Here is a 24073-nt window from a genome sequence, read left to right on the forward strand (position 1 = left end):
TCGGTGCCGGCTGCCAGGATGGCGCCCGTGCTGCTCGCCGACGTCGTCACCGCCTCCGGAGCGGTCGCCGCGACGCGGGCCCGCACCGCGAAGGCGGCGGCGATCGCCGAGCTGCTGCGCCGGGCGGACGCCGGCGAGGTCGAGCCGGCCACCGCGTGGCTGGCCGGTGAGCCGCGTCAGGCGCGCGACGGGCGGCTCGGGGTGGGCTGGCGGACGCTGTCCCGGCTGGCCCCGCCGCCCGCCGACGAGCCGTCGCTGACCGTCGCCGCGGTCGACGGAGCGCTCACCGAGGTGGCCGGGATCAGCGGGACCGGCTCGGCGGCCCGGCGGGAGGCGGTGCTCGGCGGCCTCCTCGCTGCGGCCACCGCCGACGAGCAGCGCTTCCTCGTCCGGTTGCTCACCGGCGAGCTGCGGCAGGGCGCGCTGGAGGGCGTGGTGGTCGACGCCGTCGCCGTCGCGGCCGAGGTGCCCGCCGCGGCCGTGCGGCGGGCGTTCATGCTCTCCGGCCGGCTGCCGGAGACCGCGGCGGCGGCGCTCACCGGCGGGGCGCCGGCGCTGGCGGCCGTCCGGCTCCAGGTGGGCCGGCCGGTGCAGCCGATGCTGGCCAGCCCCGGGTCGTCGCTGGACGCCGCGCTGGCGGCGCTGGGCGCGGACGTCACCGTCGAGTTCAAGCTCGACGGCGCCCGCATCCAGGTGCACAAGGACGGCGACGACGTCCGGGTGTGGACCCGCACGCTGCGCGAGGTCACCGACGGCGTACCGGAGCTGGTCGAACGGGTGCGCGCGCTGCCCTGCCGCGCCGCCGTCCTCGACGGCGAGACGCTGGCGCTGGACGACGACGGCCGGCCCCGGGCCTTCCAGGACACGATGAGCCGCTTCGGCAGCGCCGGGGCCGACGACGCCGGGGTGCTCCTGAGCCCGTTCTTCTTCGACCTGCTGCACGTCGACGGCCGCGACCTGCTGGACGAGCCGCTGCGGGTGCGGCTGGACGCGCTGGCCGGGCTGCTCGCCGACGACGAGCACGCCGCGCTGCGGATGCCCGGCGTCCGGAACCCGTCCGCGGAGCAGGCCGCGGGCGTGCTCGCGGACGCGTTGGCGGCCGGCCACGAGGGCGTCGTCGTCAAGGAGCTCGGCGCGCCCTACGCGGCCGGCCGGCGCGGCAAGGCCTGGCAGAAGGTCAAGCCGGTGCACACCCTCGACCTCGTCGTCCTGGGTGCGGAGTGGGGGTACGGCCGGCGCACCGGGACGCTGTCGAACATCCACCTCGGCGCCCGCGATCCCGACGGCGGCGAGCCGGTGATGGTCGGCAAGACGTTCAAGGGCATGACCGACGAGCTGCTGGCGTGGCAGACCGCGACCTTCCCCGGGCACGCGCGCGAGAGCCCGCCGTGGGGGGTCGTGCTCCGGCCGGAGCTGGTGGTCGAGATCGCCGTCGACGGCGTGCAGCGCTCGCCGCGCTACCCCGGCGGGGTCGCGCTGCGGTTCGCCCGGGTGCTGCGCTACCGCCCCGACAAGACGCCCGCCGAGGCCGACACGATCGACGCCCTCCGGGCGCTGCTTGGCTAGGCGCCGGCGCTGCTGGGCTAGGCGCCCGCGACTGGGCTAGGCGCCCGCGACGCGGGGGGCGACCTCGGTGCCGAGCAGCTCGATGCCGCGCAGCAGATCCTCGTGCGCCAGCCGCGGGTTGGTCATCTGCAGCGACACCCGCTCCACCCCGCCGAGCTGGCCGGCGATCCGCACCAGCTTCTCGGCCACCGTGTCCGGGTCGCCCATGAAGAAGGCGCCGTCCGGCCCGCTGGTGCCGTCGAACTGCGCCCGCGACGGCGGCGCGAAGCCGCGCTCGCGGGAGACCTTGGTGAACATCTCGTGCCAGCCGGGGTAGATCGTGTCGGCGGCGGCCTGGGTGCTCTCGGCGACGAAGCCGAACACGTGCAGCCCCACCCGCAGCCGCTCCGGCGGGTGTCCGGCGTGCGCCCCGGCGCGGCGGTAGAGGTCGACCAGCGGCGCGAACTGGCGCGGCTCGCCGCCGATGATCGCCACCATCAGCGGCAGGCCGAGCAGCCCGGCGCGGGCGAACGACTCCGGCGTCCCGCCGACCCCGACCCAGATCGGCAGCGGGTCCTGCAGCGGCCGCGGGTAGACGCCCTGCCCGGACAGCGGCGGGCGGTGCCGGCCGGACCAGGTGACGTGCTCGTCCTGGCGGATCCGCAGCAGGAGGTCGAGCTTCTCCTCGAACAGCTCGTCGTAGTCGGCCAGGCTGAGCCCGAACAGCGGGAACGCCTCGGTGAACGAGCCACGGCCGACGACCAGGTCGATCCGGCCCTTCGAGATCAGGTCCAGCGTGGCGAACTGCTGGAACACCCGGACCGGGTCCGCGGCGCTGAGGACGGCGACGGCGCTGCCCAGGCGGATGCGGCTCGTGCGCGCGGCGGCGGCCGCGAGGATCACCGGCGGCGCGGAGTCGTAGTACTCGCTGCGGTGGTGCTCGCCGATGCCGAACGAGTGGAGGCCCACCCGGTCGGCGAGCTCGATCTCCTCCAGCAGGTGCGCCATGCGCTCCTCGGGGCCGATCACCCGCTCCGTCCGCGGATCGGTCACGGCCGAGACGAAGCTGTCGATCCCCAGGTGCATGCGGGCCAGTCAAGCACCCGCCGCCGGTGGGCTCGGCGTTCAGGCGGCCGGGACGACGCGGTCCAGCCAGGCCAGCAGGTCGGCGACGACCTCGTCGCGGTTGGTCTCGTTGAACACCTCGTGCCGGGCGTCGCCGTACACCTGGAGCGTCACGTCGGACAGCCCGGCCTGCTCGAGCCGCTGCACGAGTCCGTGCACGAGGGCGAGCTGCCCGGTGACCGGGTCCTGGTCGCCGACGGCGACGTAGACCGGCAGGTCGGCGCGGATGCCGGCGATGCGGTCGGGGTCGGCGACCTGCCTGGCCGAGACGAACATCTGCTTGCCGTCCGCGGCGGACAGGCCGAAGCCGCACCGCGGGTCGGCGACGTAGGCGTCGACCTGGGCGGGGTCGCGGGACAGCCAGTCGTAGTCGGTGCGCGCCGGCGCGAAGGCAGCGTTGAAGGCCGACAGGTCCATCGGCCCGTCGAGGTCGATGGCCGGCTCCAGCAGGTCCAGCGCGGCCGTGCCGGTGAGGACCAGCCCGGCCAGGTCCTCGCTGTGGTCGAGGACGTGCTGCTGAGCGGCGAAGGACCCCATGCTGTGGCCGAGCAGCACCAGCGGCAGGTCGGGCAGCTCCGTTCGCACCCGGTCGGACAGCCGGCCGATGTCGCGCACCAGCTCGTCCCATCCGCCGGGGCCGAGCGCTCCCCACTGCCCCTCGCGCGCCGTCGCGCCGTGCCCGCGGTGGTCCTGCCCGACGACGACGAAGCCGGCCCGGGTCAGGTCGGCGGCCAGCGCCTCGTAGCGGAGCAGGTGCTCGCCCATGCCGTGCGTCAGCTGGACGATGCCGCGCGGGGCACCGGCCGGGTCCCAGCGGTAGGCCGTGACCGTCACGTCGTGGGCGGAGGGGACGGCGAAGCTCCGGGGGGCCATGCCGGGAGATTACGGTCCACCGCTGCGCTCCGGCCACCTGCGCGACCCGGTCGCGTCGCCGTGTCAAGCCCGTCCAGGAATCTGTGGACGGGCGGTTGACCTGGGGAAACGTACTCCGGGAAACGCCGGTCGGCGCTAGACTTCGCACATGTGTTCGACCGCCTGTGCAACTCCCGTGGAGTGCCTGACCGGCGCTTTGGATGCGCTGGCCGCTGAGGGCTCGGGCGAGCTGCCCGGCCCGGTGTTGCTGGACCGGGAGTCGTTGCTGCTGCGGTCGGTCAACCGGCTGAACACGGAGCTGGCGCGCACCACCCGCCGCTGCGAGGTCGCCGGGGCCGGCGAGCACGACGGCAAGGCGACGATGGCGTCCTGGCTGCGCGGGCACGCCCGGCTGCCGGCCGGTGCGGCGAACCAGCTGGTGCGCGCCGGCCGGGCGCTGGAACAGCTGCCGGTGATCGCCGAGGCCGCGGCCTCGGGTGCCGTGCCGATCGAGGCGGTCGCCGCGGTGGCCCCGGTGGTGGAACCGGGCAACCTCGCCGCCGCGGCCGAGCAGGGCGTGGACGTCGGCGAGGTCGACCCGTTGCTGGCCGGCGTGGCGGCCACCCGGCCGCACGCCGAGCTGCGACAGGTGGTCGCCCACTACCTGGCCCGGCTCGATCCCGACGGGCCGGAGCCCGACCCCACCGAGTCCCGGCGGCTGGCGTGGACCCGGCACGACGACGGCAGCATCGCCGGCCGGTTCGAGCTGGACGCGGTCGGCGGGGAGAAGCTGATCGCCGCGGTCGAGGCGATCCTGCAGGCCTCCCGCCCCGCCGGGGATGACCGCACCCGGTCCCAGCGGCAGGCCGACGCGCTGGTGCAGCTGTGCGACAACGCGCTGGCCGCCGGCTCGCTGCCGAGGCTGCGCGGGCACAAGCCTCAGATAGTCGCGACCATCCCGCTCGCGGACCTCGCCGACCCCGCCGTCGGCCGGGGTGCCGGCACCACCGGGTTCGGTGCCGCCATCTCCGCCGCCCGGGCCCGGTGGCTGGCGTGCGACGGTGCCGTCACCCGGGTGGTGATCGGCCCGGACAGCGTGCCGCTGGACATGGGCCGCACCCACCGCCTCTTCCCGCCGCACCTGCGCCGGGCCGTCGAGCTGCGCGACAAGCACTGCGTCTTCGCCGGCTGCGACGCCCCGTCCTGGTGGTGCGACGTCCACCACCTGCTGGAGTGGATGGCCCACGGCGGGGAGACCAGCCTGGAGAATTCCGGCCTGCTGTGCGAGCGGCACCACACCAAGGTCCACCACGGCTTCCGGATCGAACGAGATCCTGCCGGCCGATGGCACACCTACCGGCCCGACGGCACCGAGATCCTCATCGGCGAACCCTTCCTCCTGCTCGGCTGAGCGGCACCGACACCGACACCGGCACCGGCGCCGTCGTCATGCGCCGTCAGGCGGTCAGGGCCACGTCCCGCTCGGCGGCGGCGACCAGGTCGGCGTAGCGCCCGCCCAGTGCCAGCAGCTCTTCATGCGTGCCGAGCTCGACGACCCGCCCCTGGTGCAGGACGGCGATCGCGTCGGCGTGCCGGATGGTCGAGAGCCGGTGCGCGATGGTGATCGTCGTGCGCCCCCGGCTGGCCTCGTCCAGCGCCGCCTGCACCGCGCGCTCGGTGGCGATGTCCAGCGCGCTCGTCGCCTCGTCGAGCACCAGCACTCGCGGGTTCCGCAGCAGCGTGCGCGCGATCGCCAGGCGCTGCTTCTCCCCGCCCGAGAAGCGCTGCCCCCGGGCGCCGACCACGGTGTCGTAGCCGCGTGGCAGGCCGGCGATCAGGTCGTGGATCTGCGCCCGGCGCGCGGCGTCCTCGATCTGCTCGTCGGTCGCGTCGGGCCGGGCGTGCCGCAGGTTGTCGCGCACGGAGGCGTGCAGCAGGTAGGTCTCCTGCGACACCACGCCCACCACCTGCGCCAGCGTCGCCAGCGTCAGGTCGCGGAGGTCGACGCCGTCGATGGTCACCCGGCCGGTCGTCGGGTCGGCCAGCCGCGGCACCAGCGAGGCCAGCGTCGTCTTGCCCGACCCCGTCTCGCCCACCACGGCCAGCGTGCTGCCGGCGGGCACGAACAGGTCCACGTCCGCCAGCGCCGGGCGGTCGGCGTCCGGGTAGCGGAACCCGACGCCCTCCCAGCGCACCTCGCCGCGCACCCGCGCCGGGTCCAGCGGGACGGGGTGGGCCGGGTCGGTGATCTCCACCGGCAGGTCGAGGTACTCGAACACCCGGCTGAACAGCGCCAACGAGCTGGTCACCGTCACCTGCACGTCGAGCAGCTGCATGAGCGGCCGGAACAGCGCCCCCTGCAGCGTCGTGAACGCCACCAGCGTGCCGATCGTCATCCCGCCCGAGGTGACCGGCAGCCCCGCGGCGAGGTAGATCAGTGCCGGGATGGCGGCGAAGACGATGCTCATCGTGCCCATCCGCCAGCGCCCGGCCAGCTGCGCGCGCACCTCGAGGTCGACCAGCTCGCGCGAGGTGTCGGTGAACCGCTGGGCCTGCACCGGCCCGGCACCGACGGTCTTGGACAGCAGCACACCGCTCACCGACAGGCCCTCGTCGACCTGGGCGCTCATCTCGGCCAGCTGGCGCTGCTGCTGCGCGGTGACCGCCCGGCGCATGCGGGCCACCTTGCGGGTGAGCAGGACCGCCGGCGGCAGCACGAGCAGCGAGAGCAGCGCCAGCCGCCAGCTGAGCGTCACCATCGCCGCGACCGTGCCGATCACCGTGGTCGCGTTGGCCGCCAGGGAGGTCGCCGTCGAGGTGACCACCGACTGCATGCCGGCGATGTCGTGGGTCAGCCGCGACTGCACCTCGCCGCCGCGGGTGCGGGTGAAGAAGGCCAGGGACTGCCGCTGCAGGTGGGTGAACACGGCCGTGCGCAGCATGTGCATGACCCGCTGCCCCACCGTGGTGGAGATCCACGTCTGCGCGATGCCCAGCAGCGCGGTGCTCACCGCAACGGCCATCATCCCGAGCACCGCCCAGACCAGCAGCGCCACGTCCCGCTCGGGCAGCGCCCGGTCGATGACCAGGCGCAGCAGGAACGGCGAGGCCAGCGCGATTCCCGACGACAGCACGATCAGCGCGACGACGAGCGCGACCCGGCGGCGCCACGGGCGGAAGAGCGCGGCGACCCGGCGCAGCGGCACGGGGGCGCGGTCGAGCTGCGCGCGGTCGGCGGGGTCGACCCGGCGGCCGGACCGGCCGCCGCCGTCCCCGCCGCCACGCCACGGTTGCGGATCCATGCCGCCCCCTTCCTCGAATTAGTCCGGTTACCTCATCATACGGTTACCTCGGCAGCTGCCGGTACGATCCCGCTGTGACCCGCGACGAGAGCGCGCAGCTCAGCGAGCTGCTCATGCACGCCGCGCGGACGCAGCGCCGCCGGTGGCGCGACGTGCTGGCGCCCTGGGGCCTCTCACCGTCGCAGGCGCGGGCGTTGCGCATCGTCTGCGAGCGCGACTCGACCCGCGTCTCCGACCTCGCGGAGGCCCTGCGCATCGCCCCCCGGTCGGCCACCGAGGTGGCCGACGACCTCGAGGCGCGCGGCCTCGTGCGGCGCGCACCCGACCCGAGCGACCGCCGCGCCGTGCTGCTGCACGTCACGCCGCAGGGGCGCGAGATCCGCGACGAGGTGGACGCCGCCCGGTCGGCCGACTCCCGCGTGCTCTTCGCCCGGCTCACCGCCGACGAGCGGGCCGGCCTGGCCGAGCTGCTGCGCAAGGTCGCGGAGGAGCCCTGAGCGGACCCGAGCGCCCTGGACCGGCCACCCCCCGATGGGGTGGAGATCACGTCGACCCGCCTCTCAAGATCATCAGCGGTGTTGCCGATGCCAACCAGGTGACCAGTGGCGCCGTCGTCGGGACGGGACGTGGCGGGGCGATCCCTCCCCCACGGTCCGGCGACCCCGCCGCGGCGCTGTCGGCCGAGCTCGACGAGCTCGAGGTGCTGTCCCGGTTCGAGCGCGACGACGTCGGCCCGCGCGCGGAGCAGGCCGCCGCAGCGGCCCGCGACCTCGGCCTCACCGACCAGGAGCTGCGCGCCCGCGTCGTCCTCGCCGACCTGCACCGCAAGGGCGGGCACGTGGCCGAGGCCGGTCGACGGCTGCACGAGATCCTGCGCTGGGCCGACGACCACGACGCCGCGCACCTGCAGTCCCGCGCCGCCTTCGTGCTGGCCTCGGTCTTCCAGGAGCTCGGCGACCTCTCCCGGGCGCTCGAGCACGCCGTCCGCGCCGTCGACCTGCTCGCCGAGGACGCCGTCCCGGAGATCCGGATCGACGCCCTCGCCCGGCTGGCCGACTGCATCGGGCTCAGCGGCGACACCGCGGCCCGCGAGCGCTACGACCAGGTCCTGCAGCTCGCCCAGGACCTCGGCGACGTCGAGCGCCAGCTGCTCGTGCTCAACAACCGCGCCTACACCGAGACCGTCGCCGGTGCCTTCGAGGAGGCGCTGGTCTGGTGCACCGTGCTGCAGGACCTGGCCGCCGAGCACGACGTGCCCCTGCGGGTCGGCCGGCTCGACACCGTCGTCCGCGCGCTCATGGAGCTGGGCCGGTTCGACGAGGCCGAGACGGCGATGCTGCCCGGCCTGCGACCCGAGGCGCTCGACGCCAGCCAGGACGGCGACGCCGGTGCCGACTTCCTCCTCACCGCGGCCGAGCTCCGGCGCCGGCGCGGCCAGCTCGGCGCCGCCCAGGAGACGCTCGACGAGTGCGTGCGCCGCTGCGAGACCTACGGCCTCGCCTCGATCCGGGTGCGCGCCCGCCGCGAGCAGGCCGAGCTGCACGCGGCCCGCGGGAACTTCCGCGCGGCCTACGAGGAGCACAAGCTCTACAGCGACGAGGTCATGGAGCAGCAGTCCGCCGAGCGCGACGCCCGCGCCCGCGCGCTGCAGGCCATGTACGAGGCGACCGAGGCGCGGCGGCAGAGCCGCCGCTACCGCGAGCTGTCGCTGCGCGACCCGCTCACCGGGCTGTACAACCGCCGCTTCGTCGACGACCAGCTCCCCCGTCTGCTGGCCACCTCCGACGAGGTCACGGTCGGCCTGCTGGACCTCGACCACTTCAAGCGGATCAACGACACGCTCTCCCACGACGTCGGCGACCGGGTGCTGCGCGCCGTCGCCGAGCTGCTGCTGGAGGTCGAGGCGTCCGCCGACACCGGCCCGGGCACCGGTTCGTTCGCCGCCCGCCTGGGCGGCGAGGAGTTCCTGCTCGTGCTCGTGGGTGTCGCCCGCGCCGACGGGGTCGCGCGGCTGGACGAGGTCCGCCGCACCCTGGCCGCGCAGCCCTGGGACCAGCTGACCGCGGGGCTCCCGGTGACCACCAGCATCGGCGCCACCACCGCCGCGCCCGGCGAGTCCCCGGCCGACGTGCTGGGCAGGGCCGACGCGCACCTGTACCGCGCCAAGCGCCAGGGTCGCGACCGGGTCGTCAGCGACCTCGGCTGACGCCCGGAGGCGGTGACGAGGGCCCCGCGCCGATCACCTAGCGTGCACGGGATGACCGCCGCCCCTCCCCCGCGCCGGGTGCTGATCACCGGTGGCGCCTCCGGCCTCGGTGCCGCGCTCGCGGCCCGCTACGCCGCCCGCGGCGACCGCGTGCTCGTCACCGACCGGGCCGACACCGCCGACGTCCCCGCCGGGGCGACCTACCGCCGCCTCGACATCACCGCCGAGGACGACTGGACGGCGGCGCGCGCCGCCGTCCGCAGCGAGTGGGGCGGCCTCGACGTCCTGGTGAACAACGCCGGCATCGCCGCCGGCGGCCGCATCGACCGGCTCTCGGGCGAGCACTGGCGGCGGGTCCTCGACGTGAACGTGCTGGGCGCGGTCACCGGCTGCCGCACCTTCGCGCCGCTGTTCAAGGAGCAGGGCGCCGGGCACCTGGTGAACGTGGCGTCGGCCGCCGGCCTGGTGCACTCGCCCGCCATGACCAGCTACGACGCCGGCAAGGCCGCGGTGGTCGCGCTGTCGGAGAGCCTGCGCTGGGAGCTGGGGCCCTGGGGCGTGGCCGTCTCGGTGGTCTGCCCGTCGTTCTTCCGCACCAACCTGGCCGCGTCCCTGGACGACGACGACCCGATGATGGGCCAGGTCGCCACCCGGCTGATCGCCCGCTCGCGGCTCGGCGCCGACGAGATCGCCGCCCGGGTGGTGCGCGCCGTCGACGCCGGCACCTTCCTCGTCCTGCCCGACCGGGACGCCCGGATCGCCGCCTGGACCAAGCGGCTGGCCCGCCCCCTCTACGACCGGCAGATGCGGGCGATGGGCGCCCGCATCCGCCGCGCCGAGCAGCAGCCGGCGCCCGACCGCACCGAGGAGCGCTCCGCATGAGCACCGGCACCATCGTCATCACCGGCGCGAGCGCCGGCCTGGGCGCGGAGATGGCCCGCCAGTTCGCCGCGCTCGGCTACGACCTGGCGCTGTGCGCCCGGCGCACCGAGCGGCTGGACGCCCTCGCCGAGGAGATCCGCGCCGCCACCGGCCGGCGGGTGGAGACCGCGGCGCTCGACGTCACCGACGCCGACGCCGTCCCGGCGGTGTTCGCCGGGTTCGCCGAGCGGTTCGGCACGATCGACCGGGTCGTCGTCAACGCCGGGCTGGGCAAGGGCGCGCCGCTGGGCACCGGCCGGGCCGACGCCAACCGCGAGACGGCGATGACCAACTTCGTCGGCGCGCTGGCCCAGACCGAGGCGGCGCTGGAGATCTTCCGGCGGCAGGGCCGCGGGCACCTGGTCCTGATCTCCTCGATGTCCGCGCTGCGCGGCATGCGGAAGTCGATGACCACCTACGCCGCCACCAAGGCCGGTGTCGCGGCGATCGCCGAGGGCCTGCGCTCCGAGCGCATCCCCGGCCTGGACGTCTCGGTGGTCTACCCCGGCTACATCCGCTCCGAGATGAACGAGCACGTCACCCAGAAGACCCGCTTCATGGTCGACACCCCGACCGGCGTCCGCGCGATGGTCGCCGCGATCGAGGCCCGCCGCGCCAAGGCCTACGTCCCGGCCTGGCCGTGGGTGCCGATCGGCGTCCTCATGCGCGTGCTGCCGCTGTCGGCGGTGCGGAAGCTGACGTGACGGCGTCCTCCCCCGGCGCACGGGACGTCCGCACCGAGGACGCCTTCGACGTCGCCGCGGTGGCCGGCTGGCTGGCCGCGCACGCCGATCCCGACCGCGCCGGCGTCGACCTCACCGCCGTTCCCGAGGTGCGCCAGTTCTCCGGCGGCGTCTCCAACCTCACGTACCTGCTGCGCTACCCCGACGGCGACCTCGTCCTGCGCCGCCCGCCGCGCGGCGCGCACCGTGGCAGCGCGCACGACGTCGCCCGCGAGCACCGCATCCAGACCGCGCTGGGCCGGGTGCTGCCCTACGTCCCGACGACGGTCGCCCTGTGCGAGGACACCGCCGTCATCGGGACGCCGTTCTACGTGATGCGGCGGATCGCCGGACCGATCCCGCGCAAGGAGCTGCCGCGCGACGTCCGGCTGTCCGAGGCGCAGGTCGCCGACCTCTGCCGCAACGTCGTCGACCTGCTGGCCGACCTGCACGCCGTCGACGTCGGCGCCGCGGGGCTGGGCGACCTCGGCAGGGGGCCCGGTTACGTCCGCCGCCAGGTCGAGGGCTGGTCGGAGCGGTACCGCCGCGCGCGGACCTGGAACGTCGGCACGTTCGGCCCGGTCATGCGCTGGCTGGCCGAGAACCAGCCCGCGGACCGGCCGCACGTGCTGGTGCACAACGACTTCCGGTTCGACAACGTCGTGCTCGACCCGGCCGACCCCACCCGGCCGGTCGGGCTGCTGGACTGGGAGCTGGCCACCGTCGGCGACCCGCTCATGGACCTCGCCTCGGCCCTGGGTTACTGGGTGCAGGCCGACGACGGGCGGCTGCTCCAGCTGTTCCGGCGCCAGCCCACCCACCTGCCCGGGATGATGTCCCGCGAGCAGGTGGTGGCCCGCTACGGCGAGCGCACCGGCACGCGGGTGACCCGGCGCGAGTGGCTCTGGTACGAGGTGTTCGGTCTGTTCCGCGTCGCGGTGATCGCCCAGCAGGTGTACCAGCGCTACCTGGCGAAGCAGACGACGAACCCGCAGTTCCGGCTGTTCGGCGTCGCCGTCGTGGTGCTCGAGCTGCGCTGCCGGCGGCTCATCCGCCGGGCCCGGCGGATGAGCCCGGCCGACGCCGACCGCACCCTGGGGAGCCCCGCATGACCCGCCGCCTGATCCGCCCCCGCCGCTGGGCGCCGCCCGCCGCACCGGCAGGCGCCGGCACCGGCGCCTTCCGCATCGCCCGGCGGCTGCCGACCGGCGGCTCCGGGCCCGAGGACGTCGTCTTCGACACCGCCGGGCGCATCGTCACCGGGCTGGCCGACGGCCGCGTCGTGCGCATCGACCCCGCCACCGGCGCGGTCACCGAGGTGGGGACCACCGGCGGCCGGCCGCTGGGCGTGGAACCCTGCCCCGACGGCAGCGTGCTCGTCTGCGACCACGACCGCGGGCTGCTGCGGATGGCCGCCGACGGCGGCGTCGAGGTGCTGGTCGACCGGGTGGACGGCGAACCGCTCACCTTCGCCAGCAACGTGGTGCAGGGCGCCGACGGCACGATCTGGTTCACCACCTCGACCAGCCGCTGGACCGTCGACGAGCACCTCGGCGACATGTTCGAGCACTCGTGCACCGGCCGGCTCGTGCGCCGCGACCCGGACGGCACGGTCACCACCGTGCTGCCCGGGCTGAAGTTCGCCAACGGGCTGGTCCTGGCGCCCGACGGCTCGCACCTGCTGGTCGCCGAGACCAGCGGCTACCGCGTCCTGCGGCTCTGGCTGACCGGGCCGAGCGCGGGCCGCACCGAGCCGCTGGTCGAGAACCTGCCCGGGTTCCCCGACAACATGAGCCTGGGCAGCGACGGGTTGCTCTGGGTGGCCGTCGCCGCGCCGCGCAACGCGCTGCTGGACCGGCTGCTGCCGCTGCCGGGCCTCCTCCGGGTGCTGCTGTGGAACGTGCCGCAGCGGATCCGGCCGAAGGCCACGCCGGTGGCCTGGGCCATGGCCTTCACCCTCGACGGTGATCCGGTGCACGACCTGCGCTCCTCGGACGCCGGGTACGACTTCGTCACCGCGATCGCCGAGCGCGACGGCACCCTGGTGGCCTCCGGCCTCCACGAGGACGACGTCGTGGTGCTGGAGCGCCCGGCCGGCTGACGCTCAGCGCCCGGGCGGGGCACCCCCGGGACCGCCTCCGCCGGGCGCCCCGCCGCCGCTGGGCGTGGTGGTCGTGTCCACGCCCAGGGCCAGCCGCACGGTGTAGCCGCCGCGCACGTCGCCGTCGACGGTGGCCAGCTGGCTCGCCCCGCCGTCGTCACCGAACACGGTGTCGGTGGTGAGGCCGACCCGCGCGAGGTTGGCGACCGACGCCTCGTACCCCTCGGTGGCGTACACCGCCTCGCAGACGTCCTGCGGCAGCGCGACCTGCGAGGTGGCGATCGCGTTCCCGCTGTCGGTGATGCTGCGCTGGTCCGGGTAGACCTCGACGTGGACGTGCGGCCAGCGGCCGTCGTAGCAGGCCGGGACGATGCTGGTGAACCGCACGCGGCCGGAGGAGTCGGCGATCTGCACGCCGCGCAGGAAGTTCTCGTCCTCGACGCCGCTGGAGTACATCGAGTAGCCGCCCTCGCGGGTGCAGTGCCAGACGTAGACCGCGGCACCCTCGAACGGCACCCCGCCGTTCGCCAGGTCCCGGACGGTCAGCTCCAGCGTCATCGGCACGCCCTCGGCCGTCCCCGAGGACTCCCCGAAGCTCGAGCGGAGATCGCTGCGCACGATGCCGCTCTGCTCGAGCACGTCCGGTCCGTTCGAGCCGTCGCCGGGGTACGGCCCGGCGGTCTCGTCGGGGATCTCACCGCTCGCCGCCCCCGCGGACGACGACGAGGACCCCGACGAGGAGGACCCCGACGACGACGCCGCGGTCCCGGAGCCCCCGCACGCGGCCAGCCCCAGGCCGGCCGCGCCGATCCCGAGCAGCGCCAGCAGCCGCCGCCGGTCGAGCAGCGTGCCGACGTCGAACGCCAGCCCCTGGTCCACCAGCTCCTCGTCGGGGCGGGGCAGCTCCCGGCCCGCGTAGCTGGGGCGTGCGTGCTGGGTCATGCGTCCTCCGGTGCGTCCTGGTGTCGCCGCGACGCTAGGGACGCCACCCGGTGGCACGCCTGGGCACCGGGTGCGAACTCCCTGGGAGGACCGGCGCTCAGCGCCCGATCTCGGTGCGGACGGCGTACAGCTCGGGGAAGAAGGTGAGGTCCAGCGCGCGGCGCAGGAAGCCGACGCCGGACGACCCGCCGGTGCCGCTCTTCGCGCCGATGGTGCGTTGCACGGTGAGCAGGTGGCGGAAGCGCCACATCTGGAAGTTGTCCTCGATGTCGACCAGGCTCTCACAGGCCTCGTAGATCCCCCACGGGGTGTCGCTGGACTCGTAGATCCGCTGGAACACCGGCACGAGCTCCGGGCGCAGCGCCCACGGCTCCCGGACGTCGCGGGTCAGGACGTCGTCCGGGACCGCGAAGCCGGTGCGGGCGAGCAGCCGGAGGAACTCGTCGTACAGCGTCGGGCTGTCCAGCAGCTGCTCGAGCAGCTCACGGGCGGCCGGCTCGCCGTCGAAGACCTTCAGCATGGCCGCGTTCTTGTTGCCGAGCAGGAACTCCACCGCGCGGTACTGGTGCGACTGGAAGCCGGAGGCGTTGCCGAGCGCGCCGCGGAACTCGGCGTACTCGCGCGGGGTCAGGGTGGCCAGCACCGACCACTGCTCGGTCAGCGTGCGCTGGATGTTCTTCACCCGCGCCAGGCACTTGAGCGCCGGGTCCAGCTCGTCCTGCGTCAGGTAGCGCCGGGCGGCCAGCAGCTCGTGCAGCACCAGCTTCAGCCACAGCTCGCTGGTCTGGTGCTGGACGATGAACAGCAGCTCGTCGTGGTGCTCGGGGGTGCTGCGCGGGTTCTGCGCCGAGAGCAGCTGGTCGAGGTCGAGGTACCCGCCGTAGGTCATCCGGCCGCCGAGGTCGGTGCGCACCGATGCTTCGAGGGGCCGCACGGAGCGGTCGGTCTCCCGCGGGTCGCTGGTCATGGGAGCACGCTAGCCGTCCCCCGGGCGCCCGGCGGCTCCTCCGCGGGGGTGAGGGGGCTGCAGCGTTTCCCCGCCGCCGGAGCCGGGAAACGGGCGGTACGGGGCCGGTTGCATGGCGAAGATCACGCGGGCGCGACATACCTCACACCCTCTGGACTCCATGTCGGGGCCCGATCCGGCCGACGATCAGTAGAGCGGCATCCCACCCGTGTGCAGCCAGAGAGGCAGACGTGACCCCGGTATCCGGTGTAGTAGCTGACAGCGCGAACCCCGACGTGGTGCTCGTGGGCGGCGGCATCATGAGCGCCACCCTCGCGTCGCTGCTCGGGATCGTGGCCCCCGACTGGTCGGTCACGGTGTTCGAGTCCGGATCCGCGGTGGCGGGCGAGAGCTCCGACGCCTGGAACAACGCCGGCACCGGCCACGCCGCCCTCTGCGAGCTGAACTACACGCCGGCCGGTCCGGACGGCCGGGTGGACCCGAGCAAGGCCGTCACCATCAACGAGCAGTTCCAGGTCTCGCGCCAGTTCTGGTCGCACCTGGTGCGCTCGGGGATGACCGGCTCCCCCAAGGACTTCATCACCCCGGTGCCGCACGTCAGCTTCGTCACCGGCGAGGCCGGCCGCCGCTACATGAAGGCGCGCTACGACGCCCTGGCCGCCCAACCGCTGTTCGCCGGCATGGAGCACACCGACGACCCCTCGGTCCTCGCGCAGTGGATCCCGCTGGTCATGGACGGCCGCGACCCGGAGGAGGTCGTCGCCGCGACCCGCTCGGTCGCCGGCACCGACGTCAACTTCGGCGAGCTCACCCGGCTGCTGTTCGCCGACTCCGCCCGTCGCGGCGTCGCGGTGCACACCCACCAGCGGGTCCGGGAGCTCGAGCGCGAGCCCGACGGCCGCTGGAAGGTCACCGTCGAGGACACCCGCTCCGGGGAGCCGCTGGTCGTGCGCACCCGGTTCGTCTTCGTCGGGGCCGGCGGTGGCGCGCTGCCGCTGCTGCAGAAGGCGGCCATCCCCGAGATCCGCGGCTTCGGCGGGTTCCCCGTCAGCGGCATGTTCCTGCGCACCAGCTCCCCGGAGCTGGTGTCCAAGCACCAGGCCAAGGTCTACGGCCAGGCCGCCGTCGGCGCCCCGCCGATGTCGGTCCCGCACCTGGACCTGCGGCTCATCGACGGCGACCACTCGCTGCTCTTCGGCCCCTACGCCGGCTTCTCGCCCAAGTTCCTCAAGGCCGGGTCGATGTTCGACCTGCCGCTGAGCGTCAAGCCGAACAACCTCGGCTCGATGCTGGGTGTGGCCCGCACCGAGATGGCGCTCACCCGCTACCTGATCGGCGAGCTGCTCCAGTCGCGCGGGGCCCGGCACAAGTCGCTGCAGGCGTTCGTGCCCCGGGCCGAGCAGGCCGACTGGGACATGATCACCGCCGGCCAGCGGGTCCAGGTCATCAAGCGCGACCCGGGGTCCGGCAAGGGCGTGCTGCAGTTCGGCACCGAGCTGATCGTCGGCTCCGACGGCAGCATCGCCGGTCTGCTGGGCGCCTCCCCGGGTGCCTCCACCGCGGTGTCGGCGATGCTCACCCTGCTCGAGCGTGCCTTCCCCGACCGCACCGACGCCTGGCGGCCGCTGCTGCAGGAGGCCATCCCCTCCTACGGCCGGAAGCTGTCCGAGGACCCGGCGCTGCTGGCCGAGGTGCGCGCCGACACGACGCAGACCCTCGAGCTCAACGGCTGATCCGACCGGCCCCGCAGACCCCCTCCCGGCCCGTGCCGCGAGGGGGTCTTGCGCATCGGGGTACAGTTGTCCCCGGTCGCTGTTGTACCTCTGCTCGTTCTCGAACGTCCGCAGTCGTCTCTGCCTGACGTTCCTCTCGGTCCATCCGGTCGGTGCGGCGGCCCCGGCCCGGCGACCTGCCGTGCCGGTCACCTCCAGCACGGAACGAGAAACATCATGGCTCAGGGCACTGTGAAGTGGTTCAACGCGGAGAAGGGCTTCGGGTTCATCGCCCAGGACGGCGGCGGCGCCGACGTCTTCTGCCACTACTCCGCCATCGTGGCTGACGGCTACCGCTCGCTCGACGAGGGCCAGCAGGTCGAGTTCGACGTCACGCAGGGCCAGAAGGGCCCCCAGGCGGAGAACGTCCGCCCCATCTGATCCACCCCGGACGGGGGTCACGGCGCAGCGCGCCGTGGCCCCCGTTCGTCGTTCCCGGGGTCAGAGGCCGACGGCCACCGTCGCGGCGAGCTCCCGGCAGGCCTCGAGGTCCGCGGGCCCGGGCGCCCCGGTGAGGTCGAGCGGCGCGGCCGCCTGCTTCCACCGCAGCGCCCCGGTGATCCGGGCGACGCTCGCCAGCGCCCCGGCCGTGTCGTCGTTGCCGTGCACCCACACGCCGAACGGCAGCCCGGCGGTGGCGTCCAGGCACGGGTAGTAGACCGTGTCGAAGAAGTGCTTGAGCGCACCCGACATGTAACCGATGTTGGCCGGCGTGCCCAGGAGCACGCCGTCGGCGGCGAGCACGTCCGCCGCCCCGGCCGACAGCGCGGGGCGCAGCACCGGCTCTACCTCCTCGACGAGGGCGATGCCCTCCTTCACCGCCTCGAGCACGGCCTGCAGCGCCGGCGACGGGGTGTGGTGGACGACGAGCAGGCGTGGCATGCGGTCATCCTGCCGGGTCCGGCGGCCGCAGCCGGGCGTAGATCCGGGCCAGGTCCGGGAGCTGGACGTGCGCGTTGAGCCCGCTCGGGTTCGGCACCACCCAGGTGACCGCGCGCCCCACCCGCTCCGGCTGCTCCCCCACCGCCGCCCGCGGCCGGCCGAAGCCGGTCCGGTAGGCGGTGACGCCGAGGACGGCGAGCAGGCGCGGCCGGTACCGCTCGACCAGGGCGGCCAGGGCCGCGGCCCCCTCGGCGAGCTCGTCGCGGCTCAGCTCGGCCGCGGTGCGGGTCGGCCGGTCGACGACGTTGGTGATCCCCATGCCGTACCGCAGCAGCTCGCGGTCCTCGTCCGGGGTGAGCAGCCGCGGCGTGAGCCCGGCCAGGTGCAGGGCCGGCCAGAACCGGTTGCCCGGCCGGGCGAAGTGGTGCCCGCGCTCGGCGGAGCGCAGCGACGGGTTGATTCCGCAGAACAGCACGTCGAGATCCGGGGCGATGACGTCGGGCAGCGGCTTGGCTCCCGGTCCACCGTCCACTCCCCCATCCTGCCGGGCCGCCGGCGCACGGCGAGCGGCCGGTCAGCCGCCCTCGACGACGCGGAGCCGGCGCACGTGCACCCCGCCGTCCTCGTCGATCCAGGAGTGGCGCAGCAGCCGGCGGCGCTCGACGTCGCCGAGCCCGGCGGTGAGCACCTCGTACTCGGCCAGGACGCGTGCCAGGAACGGGTCCGCCGCCCCGGCGGGACCCGGCTGGTCGGGGCCGTCCTCGTCCACGCGGGCAGCATCGGCGCGCAGCAGCCGATCGCCGAGGCCTCCGCGGCGCGTCCCACCCGGAAGGATCAGGCCGGCTGCTCCCCGCTGGCCACCACGTCGGTCGGCGCCGCCGGCGCGGCACGTCCGGCCTCGATGCTGATGCCGAAGCCCGCGAAGCGCCCGGCGTCGCGCGCCGCGAGCCGGCGCAGCTCCGCCTCGTCGCCGGTCACGTCGAAGGTGCCCAGCGCCGCCGGTTCCCCCTCGCCCAGCCCCCAGAGGACGTAGGTGGTGGCCGAGCGGTCGTTCGCGGGGAGCCCGTGCGCGACCAGCGCGACGTCGTCCTCCCGGGTCAGGACGGTGGCCACCGGACGGCCGTCCTCGCCGGCCACCGGCGTGAGCGTGGCCGGCCCCGGGCGGAGCAGCTCGTCGATGACCTGCTGCTGCGCGGTCGCGGTCGCCCGCGCGTCGTCCCGGGCGTCGTCCAGCACGACGGTGGTGATGCCCAGCCCGACGACGGCGGCGACCCCCGCGGCGACCAGGCCGCGGGTCCACGCCGACCGGCGCCGCCCGTCCCGCCGCTCGCGCGCCGCCGCCAGCGGGACCGGTGCCGCGACCGGGACGTCCTGCTCCGTGCCGGCGACGGCGGCACGCAAGCGGCGGCGCAGCCCCTCGGGTGGGTCCGCGGCCGGCACGGCGGCGGCCAGGCCGGCCATCACCTCGGTGGTGTCGTCGACCAGCCGGCGGCAGCGGGGGCAGGTGGGCAGGTGCGCGTCGACCAGCGCCCGGTCCGCCGGCTCCAGGGCGTGCAGCGCCCAGCCGACCGCCAGCTCCTCGAGGGCCGCGGTGTGCCCGGGCCCCTCCTCGAACCGTTCCTCGCTCACCGCGTCGTCCCGTCCCCGAGCACGTCGCCGGACAGCGTCGCGCGCAGCTTCCGCATGCCCGACAGCATGCGGGTCTTCACCGTGCCGAGCGGGACACCGGTCAGCGCGGCGACCTCGCGCTGGGTGTAGCCGCCGTAGTAGGCCAGGGCCAGGGCCTCGCGCTGCACGGGCGGCAGGCCGCGCAGGGCGGTGCGCACCCGCTGCGCCTCGACCCGGTCCTCGGCCTCCTCGCCGACGTCCCGCACGGCCGCGGACTCCCCGGCGGTCAGGTCCTCCTCCACGCGGTCGCGGCGGCGCCGGTGCGCCTCCTCGCGGCGGACGGCGTCGACGGCCTTGTGGTGCACCATCGCCAGCAGCCACGACGACAGGCTCGCCCGCGCGGCGTCGAAGGCGGCGGGGTTGCGCCAGACGGACAGGAACACCTCCTGCACCACGTCCTCGGCGAGCGCGTCGTCGAGCAGGATGCGGCGGGCCAGCGCGTAGGCCGGGCGGGCGTACCGGTCGTACAGCCCGTCGACGGCGTCGCGCTCCCCCGCGCGCAGGCGGGCCAGCAGGTCCGCGTCGGCGACGTCGTCCTGCGCCCTCCGGACCGGACGACTCACGACGTCGAGGCTAGCCAGGACCACCGCTGCCCGCCTTCCCCACCCCGTGGGGCCGGTTGCCCCTGTGCACGGCGTTCGCACCGCAGCCCCGGTCCGGATGGCCGGAGAAAAAGATCGTGCGAGATGAAACCGCTCGCGTCCACCCTGCGAAGACCTGGCATGACCACGACGGAGCAGACGCCGGCCACCGCGGCCGGGGAGCCGGCCGGGACCGCCCGCGGACGGCGCCCCCTGGCCGCCCTCGCCGGGCTGCTGTCCGCCGCCGTCGCGCTGGGGGTCGCGGAGCTGGCCGCCGGGCTGATCGGCCCGGCCTCCTCCCCGGTCGTCGCCGTCGGCAACTCGGTCATCCCGCTCACCCCCGAGCCGGTCAAGCAGTTCGCCATCGACACCTTCGGCGCGCAGGACAAGGTCGCGCTCGTCGTCGGCACCCTCGTCCTCGTCGGGATCTACGCGGCCCTGCTGGGGCTGCTCTCGCTGCGCGACCGCCGGATGGGGATCGCCGGCATCGCGCTGTTCGGCGTGGTGGGCGCGGTGGCGGCCGCCACCCGGCCGGCCGGCGGGATCCTCGACGCAGTCCCCTCCGTCGCCGGCGCGCTGGCCGGTTGCCTGGCGCTCCTGGCGCTGGTCCGGCCGCTGACCCTGGCCGTGCCCGGGCACGCGGGCGCGCCGGCGGCGGAGGCTCCCCCGGCCGCCCCGCTGGAACGGGTGCGCGCCGCCCTCGCCGGCGGGGACCGGAAGGGCGGGACGCTGGACCGCCGCCGCTTCTTCGTCACCGGTGGCGTGGCCGTCGGGGTGGCGGCCGCCGCGGGCGGGGGCGGGCGCCTCCTGCAGCGCCGGTTCGCCGTCGCCGACGAGCGCGCCGCGATCACCCTGCCGCGGCCCGCCTCGCCCGCGGCGCCGCTGCCCCCCGGCGCGGACCTGGCCGCCGAGGTGGACGGGCTGACCCCGCTGTTCACCCGCAACGGCGACTTCTACCGGGTCGACACCGCCATCACCGTGCCGCAGATCCGCCCGGCCGAGTACCGGCTGGAGCTGGCCGGGCAGTTCGACCGCGGCCGCACGTGGTCGCTGGCCGACCTGCTCGACCGCGACGACCTGATCGAGCGGGACATCACGCTGACCTGCGTCAGCAACGAGGTCGGCGGCGGCCTGGCCGGCACCGCGCGGTGGCTCGGCGTCCCCCTCGGCGCGTTCCTGCGCGAGCACGGCATCGGTCGCGGCTCCACGCAGCTGGTCTGCCGCTCGTCGGACGGCATGACCATCGGCGCCTCGACGCGGGCGGCGCTGGAGACCGAGGACGCGATGCTCGCCGTCGGGATGAACGGCGAGCCGCTGCCGGTCGAGCACGGCTTCCCGGTCCGGATGGTCATCCCCGGGCAGTACGGCTACGTCTCGGCCTGCAAGTGGCTGACCCGCATCGAGGCCGGCACGTACGACGACTTCGACGCCTACTGGACCGAGCGCGACTGGGCCGCCGAGGGACCGATCAAGATCGCCTCTCGGATCGACACCCCTGCCCCGCTGCGCCGCTTCCCGGCCGGCCGGCGGGCCATCGCCGGCGTGGCGTGGGCGCAGACCCGCGGCATCGCCGCCGTCGAGGTGCGCGTCGACGACGGCGAGTGGACCCCGGCCGAGCTCTCCCCGCAGGTGGACGCCGACCTCTGGCGGCAGTGGGTGCTGCCCTACGACTTCCCCGCCGGCCGGCACACCGTGACCGTCCGGGCCACCGGCGCCGACGGCGAGGTGCAGACCGACGAGCGCGCCGCCCCCTTCCCGGCCGGATCCAGCGGCTGGCACACCGTCGAGGTGATCGCCGGCTGAACCCGGCCGCCCCCCAAGCACGTCCCGGCCCCGCCGGGACGCCCCCGGACCGCACCCGCGGCCGGCGCACGACCCCTCCGCGACATCGACGTCGCACGGACAGGACAGGAGCACCACCCGTGACGAGCACCCGCCTCCCCCGCTTCGCCCTCCTCACCGCCGCCAGCAGCCTGGTGATCACGCTGGGCGCCTGCGGCTCGGACGACAGCTCCGACAACGCCTCGGGGAGCAGCAGCGACAGCGGCATGAGCTCCTCGGAGTCCTCGGAGACCAGCGCGATGCCCATGTCCGACGAGCCCTTCGGCGCCGGCTGCTCGGCCGTTCCCGCCGACGGCGAGGGCAGCTTCACCGGCATGACCGACGACCCGGTGGGCACGGCCGCCAGCAACAACCCGGCGCTGTCCACCCTGGTCAGCGCGGTCTCGGCCGCCGGCCTGGTGGACTCGCTCAACACCGCCGAGGACATCACCGTCCTCGCGCCGGCCAACCCCGCGTTCGAGGCGGTCCCGGCCGACGCCCTGAACGGGCTGCTGGCCGACCAGGCCCAGCTGACCGCGGTGCTCACCCACCACGTGATCGAGGGTCGGCTGGCCCCCGACGAGCTGGCCGGGACGCACACCACGCTCAACGGCGACGAGGTGACCGTCGAGGGCTCCGGCGAGGACTTCTCGGTCGCCGCCGAGGGCACCGTGCTGGGCACCTCCGAGGCGAGCGTCATCTGCGGCAACGTGCAGACGGCGAACGCGACCGTCTACATCATCGACCAGGTGCTGACCCCGCCGGCCGCCTGACCGACCCGAGCGCGCACGGCGCCGCCCGGTCCCGCACGGGGCCGGGCGGCGCCGTGCGTCGTAGGTCAGGCCGCCGCGCGCAGGTGGACGTCGAAGAACGCCAGGATGCGCGCCCAGGCGTCCTCGGCCGAGGGCTCGTGGTAGCCGAAGCCCGCGATCCGCTCGAGGACGCCGAACGGCCCGCTGCCGTGCCGGTTGAGGAACGAGTGCCCCGCCCCCGGGTACTCCACGACGTCGTGCGGGACGTCCAGCTGCTCGAGGGCGCCGCGCAGCCGGCCGGCCGCCCTGCGCAGGACCGGGTCCCGCCGGCCGAAGCTGGCCACGACCGGGCAGGCGCCCCGGAGGGCCTCCTCCGCGTCGCGCGGCACCCAGCCGTAGTTCGGGGCGGCGGCGTCGAACCCTCGCGGCGCCGCCAGCAGCGCGAAGCCACCGCCCATGCAGAAGCCGACGACGCCCACCCGGCCCGTGCACCCCGGCTGCCCGGCCAGCCAGCGCCGGGTCGCCTCGATGTCGCCGAACACCGGCCCGCTGCCGCGCAGCAGCGACCGGAAGGTGCCCTGCAGGCAGCGCAGCGCACCGCCCGCGGTGAACAGGTCGGGGGCGACGGCGAGGTAGCCGGCCGCGGCCAGCCGGTCGGCCAGCCGGCGGATGTCGTCGGTCAGCCCGAACGCCTCGTGCAGCACCACCACCCCGGGCCAGGGCCCCTCCCCCACCGGCGGCCGGCTCAGGTGGGCGCGCAGCTCGGGTGCGGTCTCGGCACCCGGGACGGTCGTGTCGGGCACGGGCGGTCCTCCAGTCGGACGGCGACCGGGACCACGCTAGCCACCGCGGGCAGGAACCGCCTGGTCAGCGGCGGGCGGCCGGCTGCGGCACCGGGCGCACCTCGCGCGGGCCGGCCAGCTCGTGGCCGGCGCCGCACACCAGGCCCAGGTGCACCGGCTCGCCGCAGTCGCGGTGCTCGAGCGCCATGGGCGGCACGCCGTCGGCCAGGTACCGGTCGCCCCACTGCATCAGGGCCACCAGCGTCGGGTAGAGGTCGCGGCCCTTCTCGGTGAGCCGGTACTCGTGCCGCTGCCGCTCGCCCTCGGCCTGGTAGGGCACGCGCTGCAGGATGCCCTGCTCCACCAGGGTCGCCAGCCGGTCGGTGAGCACCGCCTTGGGTGCGCCGAGGATGCGCTGGAACTCGGCGAAGCGGCGCACCCCGAAGAACGCCTCGCGCAGCACGAGCAGGCTCCACTTCTCGCCGACGACGGCCAGGGTGCCGGCGACCGAGCACCGGGACCGGTCCCACGCGGGTTCGCTCACGGGAGCAGTCTAGGCGCTGCTGGGTTCACTTGACGAACCTCGATCGGAGGAGGAAGGTTCGTTCTGTGAACCCAGGAGGCGCGCGGTGGACATCGAGCTGACCCTCCGGCCCGTCGCCCCCGACGACGCGGGCCGCTTCTGCCGGCTGTGGGACCGGCTCTCACCGGAGACGGTCTACCGCCGGTTCCACGCCCCGATCCGCCGTCCCGGGCCGGCCGCCGTCCGGCACCTCGTCGACGTCGACCACGACCTCCGGGAGGCGCTGGTCGCCGTGGTCGGGGACGACGTCGTGGGGGTCGCGCGCTACGACCGCTCCCCCGGCGATCCCGCGCGGGCCGAGGTCGCCGTCGTCGTCGAGGACGGCTGGCAGGGCGCCGGGGTCGGCCGCCAGCTGCTGCGCGCGCTGGCCGAGCGGGCGGCGGCCCGCGGCGTCACCACGGTGACCGCGGACGTCCAGCCGGACAACGCGCCTGCCCTCGCGCTGGCCGCGCGGCTCCTCCCGGGGACCACCACGACCGACGACGCCGGCGTCGTCACGGTGACGAGCCCGCTCGCCGCCGTCCCCGCGCCGGCCTGAGCAGGGAAGGA

At 75.2% G+C, this 24073-nt stretch carries 25 protein-coding genes; 13 read left to right on the plus strand and 12 right to left on the minus strand.

What is annotated here, in order from left to right; genetic code table 11:
* Window positions 1–27: 27 nt before the first annotated feature.
* Entirely contained in the window at window positions 28–1566 is a 1539-nt protein-coding gene (locus tag DQ241_RS11160) for an ATP-dependent DNA ligase (protein WP_113830239.1), read from the plus strand.
* 36 nt (window positions 1567–1602) lie between these two features.
* On the opposite strand, the gene DQ241_RS11165 is transcribed toward DQ241_RS11160, so the two are convergent.
* Window positions 1603–2631 carry an LLM class flavin-dependent oxidoreductase gene (locus tag DQ241_RS11165; RefSeq protein ID WP_113830240.1) on the minus strand — a complete coding sequence of 343 codons (1029 nt, stop codon included), beginning with the start codon at window positions 2629–2631 and terminating at the stop codon, window positions 1603–1605.
* Between the two features lie 39 nt (window positions 2632–2670).
* Complete coding sequence (locus DQ241_RS11170; protein ID WP_113830241.1) at window positions 2671–3543, minus strand: alpha/beta fold hydrolase; 873 nt, start codon at window positions 3541–3543, stop codon at window positions 2671–2673.
* Window positions 3544–3691: 148 nt separating this feature from the next.
* Here DQ241_RS11170 and DQ241_RS11175 point away from each other — a divergent pair, with 148 nt between their 5' ends.
* Complete coding sequence (locus DQ241_RS11175; protein ID WP_199584408.1) at window positions 3692–4933, plus strand: HNH endonuclease signature motif containing protein; 1242 nt, start codon at window positions 3692–3694, stop codon at window positions 4931–4933.
* Window positions 4934–4979: 46 nt separating this feature from the next.
* Here DQ241_RS11175 and DQ241_RS11180 read toward each other — a convergent pair whose 3' ends face one another.
* On the minus strand, window positions 4980–6824 hold the full coding sequence (locus DQ241_RS11180; RefSeq protein ID WP_113830243.1) for an ABC transporter ATP-binding protein: 1845 nt from the start codon (window positions 6822–6824) through the stop codon (window positions 4980–4982).
* A gap of 74 nt (window positions 6825–6898) precedes the next feature.
* Between DQ241_RS11180 and DQ241_RS11185 the strand changes: the two genes are divergently transcribed.
* From DQ241_RS11185 to DQ241_RS11210, 6 genes are all read left to right on the plus strand, one after another.
* On the plus strand, window positions 6899–7321 hold the full coding sequence (locus DQ241_RS11185; protein WP_199584409.1) for a MarR family winged helix-turn-helix transcriptional regulator: 423 nt from the start codon (window positions 6899–6901) through the stop codon (window positions 7319–7321).
* A gap of 98 nt (window positions 7322–7419) precedes the next feature.
* Window positions 7420–9030 carry a diguanylate cyclase gene (locus tag DQ241_RS11190; protein WP_199584411.1) on the plus strand — a complete coding sequence of 537 codons (1611 nt, stop codon included), beginning with the start codon at window positions 7420–7422 and terminating at the stop codon, window positions 9028–9030.
* 51 nt (window positions 9031–9081) lie between these two features.
* Window positions 9082–9912, plus strand: coding sequence for an SDR family NAD(P)-dependent oxidoreductase (locus DQ241_RS11195; RefSeq protein ID WP_113830244.1), 831 nt, complete (start codon window positions 9082–9084; stop codon window positions 9910–9912).
* Window positions 9909–10655, plus strand: a complete 747-nt coding sequence (locus DQ241_RS11200; protein WP_113830245.1) for an SDR family oxidoreductase — start codon at window positions 9909–9911, stop codon at window positions 10653–10655. The genes DQ241_RS11195 and DQ241_RS11200 overlap by 4 nt, the downstream gene beginning before the upstream one ends.
* Complete coding sequence (locus tag DQ241_RS11205) at window positions 10652–11785, plus strand: phosphotransferase family protein (protein WP_113830246.1); 1134 nt, start codon at window positions 10652–10654, stop codon at window positions 11783–11785. The genes DQ241_RS11200 and DQ241_RS11205 overlap by 4 nt, the downstream gene beginning before the upstream one ends.
* Window positions 11782–12774, plus strand: coding sequence for an SMP-30/gluconolactonase/LRE family protein (locus DQ241_RS11210; RefSeq protein WP_113830247.1), 993 nt, complete (start codon window positions 11782–11784; stop codon window positions 12772–12774). The genes DQ241_RS11205 and DQ241_RS11210 overlap by 4 nt, the downstream gene beginning before the upstream one ends.
* A 3-nt stretch (window positions 12775–12777) precedes the next feature.
* On the opposite strand, the gene DQ241_RS11215 is transcribed toward DQ241_RS11210, so the two are convergent.
* Window positions 12778–13716 carry an intradiol ring-cleavage dioxygenase gene (locus tag DQ241_RS11215; protein WP_113830248.1) on the minus strand — a complete coding sequence of 313 codons (939 nt, stop codon included), beginning with the start codon at window positions 13714–13716 and terminating at the stop codon, window positions 12778–12780.
* Window positions 13717–13813: 97 nt separating this feature from the next.
* Entirely contained in the window at window positions 13814–14683 is an 870-nt protein-coding gene (locus DQ241_RS11220) for a tryptophan 2,3-dioxygenase (protein ID WP_113830249.1), read from the minus strand.
* A 230-nt stretch (window positions 14684–14913) separates the two neighbouring features.
* On the opposite strand from DQ241_RS11220, the gene mqo reads away from it, so the two are divergent.
* On the plus strand, window positions 14914–16416 hold the full coding sequence (gene mqo, locus DQ241_RS11225; RefSeq protein ID WP_233492371.1) for a malate dehydrogenase (quinone): 1503 nt from the start codon (window positions 14914–14916) through the stop codon (window positions 16414–16416).
* Between the two features lie 216 nt (window positions 16417–16632).
* Window positions 16633–16836 (plus strand): cold-shock protein, encoded by a 204-nt coding sequence (locus tag DQ241_RS11230; RefSeq protein ID WP_113830250.1) that lies wholly within the window; start codon window positions 16633–16635, stop codon window positions 16834–16836.
* Window positions 16837–16896: 60 nt separating this feature from the next.
* Here the strand turns inward: DQ241_RS11230 and DQ241_RS11235 are convergent, their stop codons facing one another.
* The 5 genes from DQ241_RS11235 to DQ241_RS11255 all read right to left on the minus strand — a co-directional run bounded on the left by DQ241_RS11235 (window position 16897) and on the right by DQ241_RS11255 (window position 19568).
* A complete protein-coding gene (locus DQ241_RS11235) occupies window positions 16897–17337 on the minus strand; it encodes a flavodoxin family protein (protein WP_113830251.1) in 441 nt (146 codons plus the stop codon).
* Between the two features lie 4 nt (window positions 17338–17341).
* Window positions 17342–17869 (minus strand): G/U mismatch-specific DNA glycosylase, encoded by a 528-nt coding sequence (mug, locus tag DQ241_RS11240; RefSeq protein WP_199584412.1) that lies wholly within the window; start codon window positions 17867–17869, stop codon window positions 17342–17344.
* Window positions 17870–17911: 42 nt separating this feature from the next.
* On the minus strand, window positions 17912–18106 hold the full coding sequence (locus tag DQ241_RS11245) for a hypothetical protein (RefSeq protein WP_113830252.1): 195 nt from the start codon (window positions 18104–18106) through the stop codon (window positions 17912–17914).
* Window positions 18107–18171: 65 nt separating this feature from the next.
* Window positions 18172–18966 carry an anti-sigma factor gene (locus tag DQ241_RS11250; RefSeq protein ID WP_113830253.1) on the minus strand — a complete coding sequence of 265 codons (795 nt, stop codon included), beginning with the start codon at window positions 18964–18966 and terminating at the stop codon, window positions 18172–18174.
* Complete coding sequence (locus tag DQ241_RS11255; protein ID WP_233492372.1) at window positions 18963–19568, minus strand: sigma-70 family RNA polymerase sigma factor; 606 nt, start codon at window positions 19566–19568, stop codon at window positions 18963–18965. Before DQ241_RS11255 ends, DQ241_RS11250 begins: the two co-directional genes overlap by 4 nt.
* A gap of 159 nt (window positions 19569–19727) precedes the next feature.
* Here DQ241_RS11255 and DQ241_RS11260 point away from each other — a divergent pair, with 159 nt between their 5' ends.
* Together DQ241_RS11260 and DQ241_RS11265 are read left to right on the plus strand one after the other, a co-directional pair.
* Entirely contained in the window at window positions 19728–21389 is a 1662-nt protein-coding gene (locus tag DQ241_RS11260; protein WP_113830254.1) for a molybdopterin-dependent oxidoreductase, read from the plus strand.
* A 119-nt stretch (window positions 21390–21508) separates the two neighbouring features.
* Entirely contained in the window at window positions 21509–22180 is a 672-nt protein-coding gene (locus DQ241_RS11265; protein ID WP_199584414.1) for a fasciclin domain-containing protein, read from the plus strand.
* Between the two features lie 65 nt (window positions 22181–22245).
* Here the strand turns inward: DQ241_RS11265 and DQ241_RS11270 are convergent, their stop codons facing one another.
* Window positions 22246–22962, minus strand: a complete 717-nt coding sequence (locus tag DQ241_RS11270) for a dienelactone hydrolase family protein (RefSeq protein WP_113830255.1) — start codon at window positions 22960–22962, stop codon at window positions 22246–22248.
* Between the two features lie 64 nt (window positions 22963–23026).
* A complete protein-coding gene (locus tag DQ241_RS11275) occupies window positions 23027–23485 on the minus strand; it encodes a helix-turn-helix domain-containing protein (protein WP_113830256.1) in 459 nt (152 codons plus the stop codon).
* A gap of 85 nt (window positions 23486–23570) precedes the next feature.
* On the opposite strand from DQ241_RS11275, the gene DQ241_RS11280 reads away from it, so the two are divergent.
* Window positions 23571–24062 carry a GNAT family N-acetyltransferase gene (locus tag DQ241_RS11280; RefSeq protein ID WP_158545917.1) on the plus strand — a complete coding sequence of 164 codons (492 nt, stop codon included), beginning with the start codon at window positions 23571–23573 and terminating at the stop codon, window positions 24060–24062.
* Window positions 24063–24073: the final 11 nt, after the last annotated feature.

This window comes from Blastococcus sp. TF02A-30 (assembly GCF_003319185.1).
Classification (GTDB): domain Bacteria; phylum Actinomycetota; class Actinomycetes; order Mycobacteriales; family Geodermatophilaceae; genus Blastococcus.

Excerpts from the sequence above, each read along its gene's own strand:
- DQ241_RS11220 (WP_113830249.1), bottom strand. The coding sequence starts at position 14,683 with ATGACCAGCGACCCGCGGGAGACCGACCGCTCCGTGCGGCCCCTCGAA.
- DQ241_RS11200 (WP_113830245.1), top strand. The coding sequence starts at position 9,909 with ATGAGCACCGGCACCATCGTCATCACCGGCGCGAGCGCCGGCCTGGGC.
- DQ241_RS11235 (WP_113830251.1), bottom strand. The coding sequence starts at position 17,337 with ATGCCACGCCTGCTCGTCGTCCACCACACCCCGTCGCCGGCGCTGCAG.
- DQ241_RS11260 (WP_113830254.1), top strand. The coding sequence starts at position 19,728 with ATGACCACGACGGAGCAGACGCCGGCCACCGCGGCCGGGGAGCCGGCC.
- DQ241_RS11210 (WP_113830247.1), top strand. The coding sequence starts at position 11,782 with ATGACCCGCCGCCTGATCCGCCCCCGCCGCTGGGCGCCGCCCGCCGCA.
- DQ241_RS11215 (WP_113830248.1), bottom strand. The coding sequence starts at position 13,716 with ATGACCCAGCACGCACGCCCCAGCTACGCGGGCCGGGAGCTGCCCCGC.
- DQ241_RS11180 (WP_113830243.1), bottom strand. The coding sequence starts at position 6,824 with ATGGATCCGCAACCGTGGCGTGGCGGCGGGGACGGCGGCGGCCGGTCC.
- DQ241_RS11230 (WP_113830250.1), top strand. The coding sequence starts at position 16,633 with ATGGCTCAGGGCACTGTGAAGTGGTTCAACGCGGAGAAGGGCTTCGGG.
- DQ241_RS11170 (WP_113830241.1), bottom strand. The coding sequence starts at position 3,543 with ATGGCCCCCCGGAGCTTCGCCGTCCCCTCCGCCCACGACGTGACGGTC.
- DQ241_RS11195 (WP_113830244.1), top strand. The coding sequence starts at position 9,082 with ATGACCGCCGCCCCTCCCCCGCGCCGGGTGCTGATCACCGGTGGCGCC.
- DQ241_RS11165 (WP_113830240.1), bottom strand. The coding sequence starts at position 2,631 with ATGCACCTGGGGATCGACAGCTTCGTCTCGGCCGTGACCGATCCGCGG.
- DQ241_RS11175 (WP_199584408.1), top strand. The coding sequence starts at position 3,692 with ATGTGTTCGACCGCCTGTGCAACTCCCGTGGAGTGCCTGACCGGCGCT.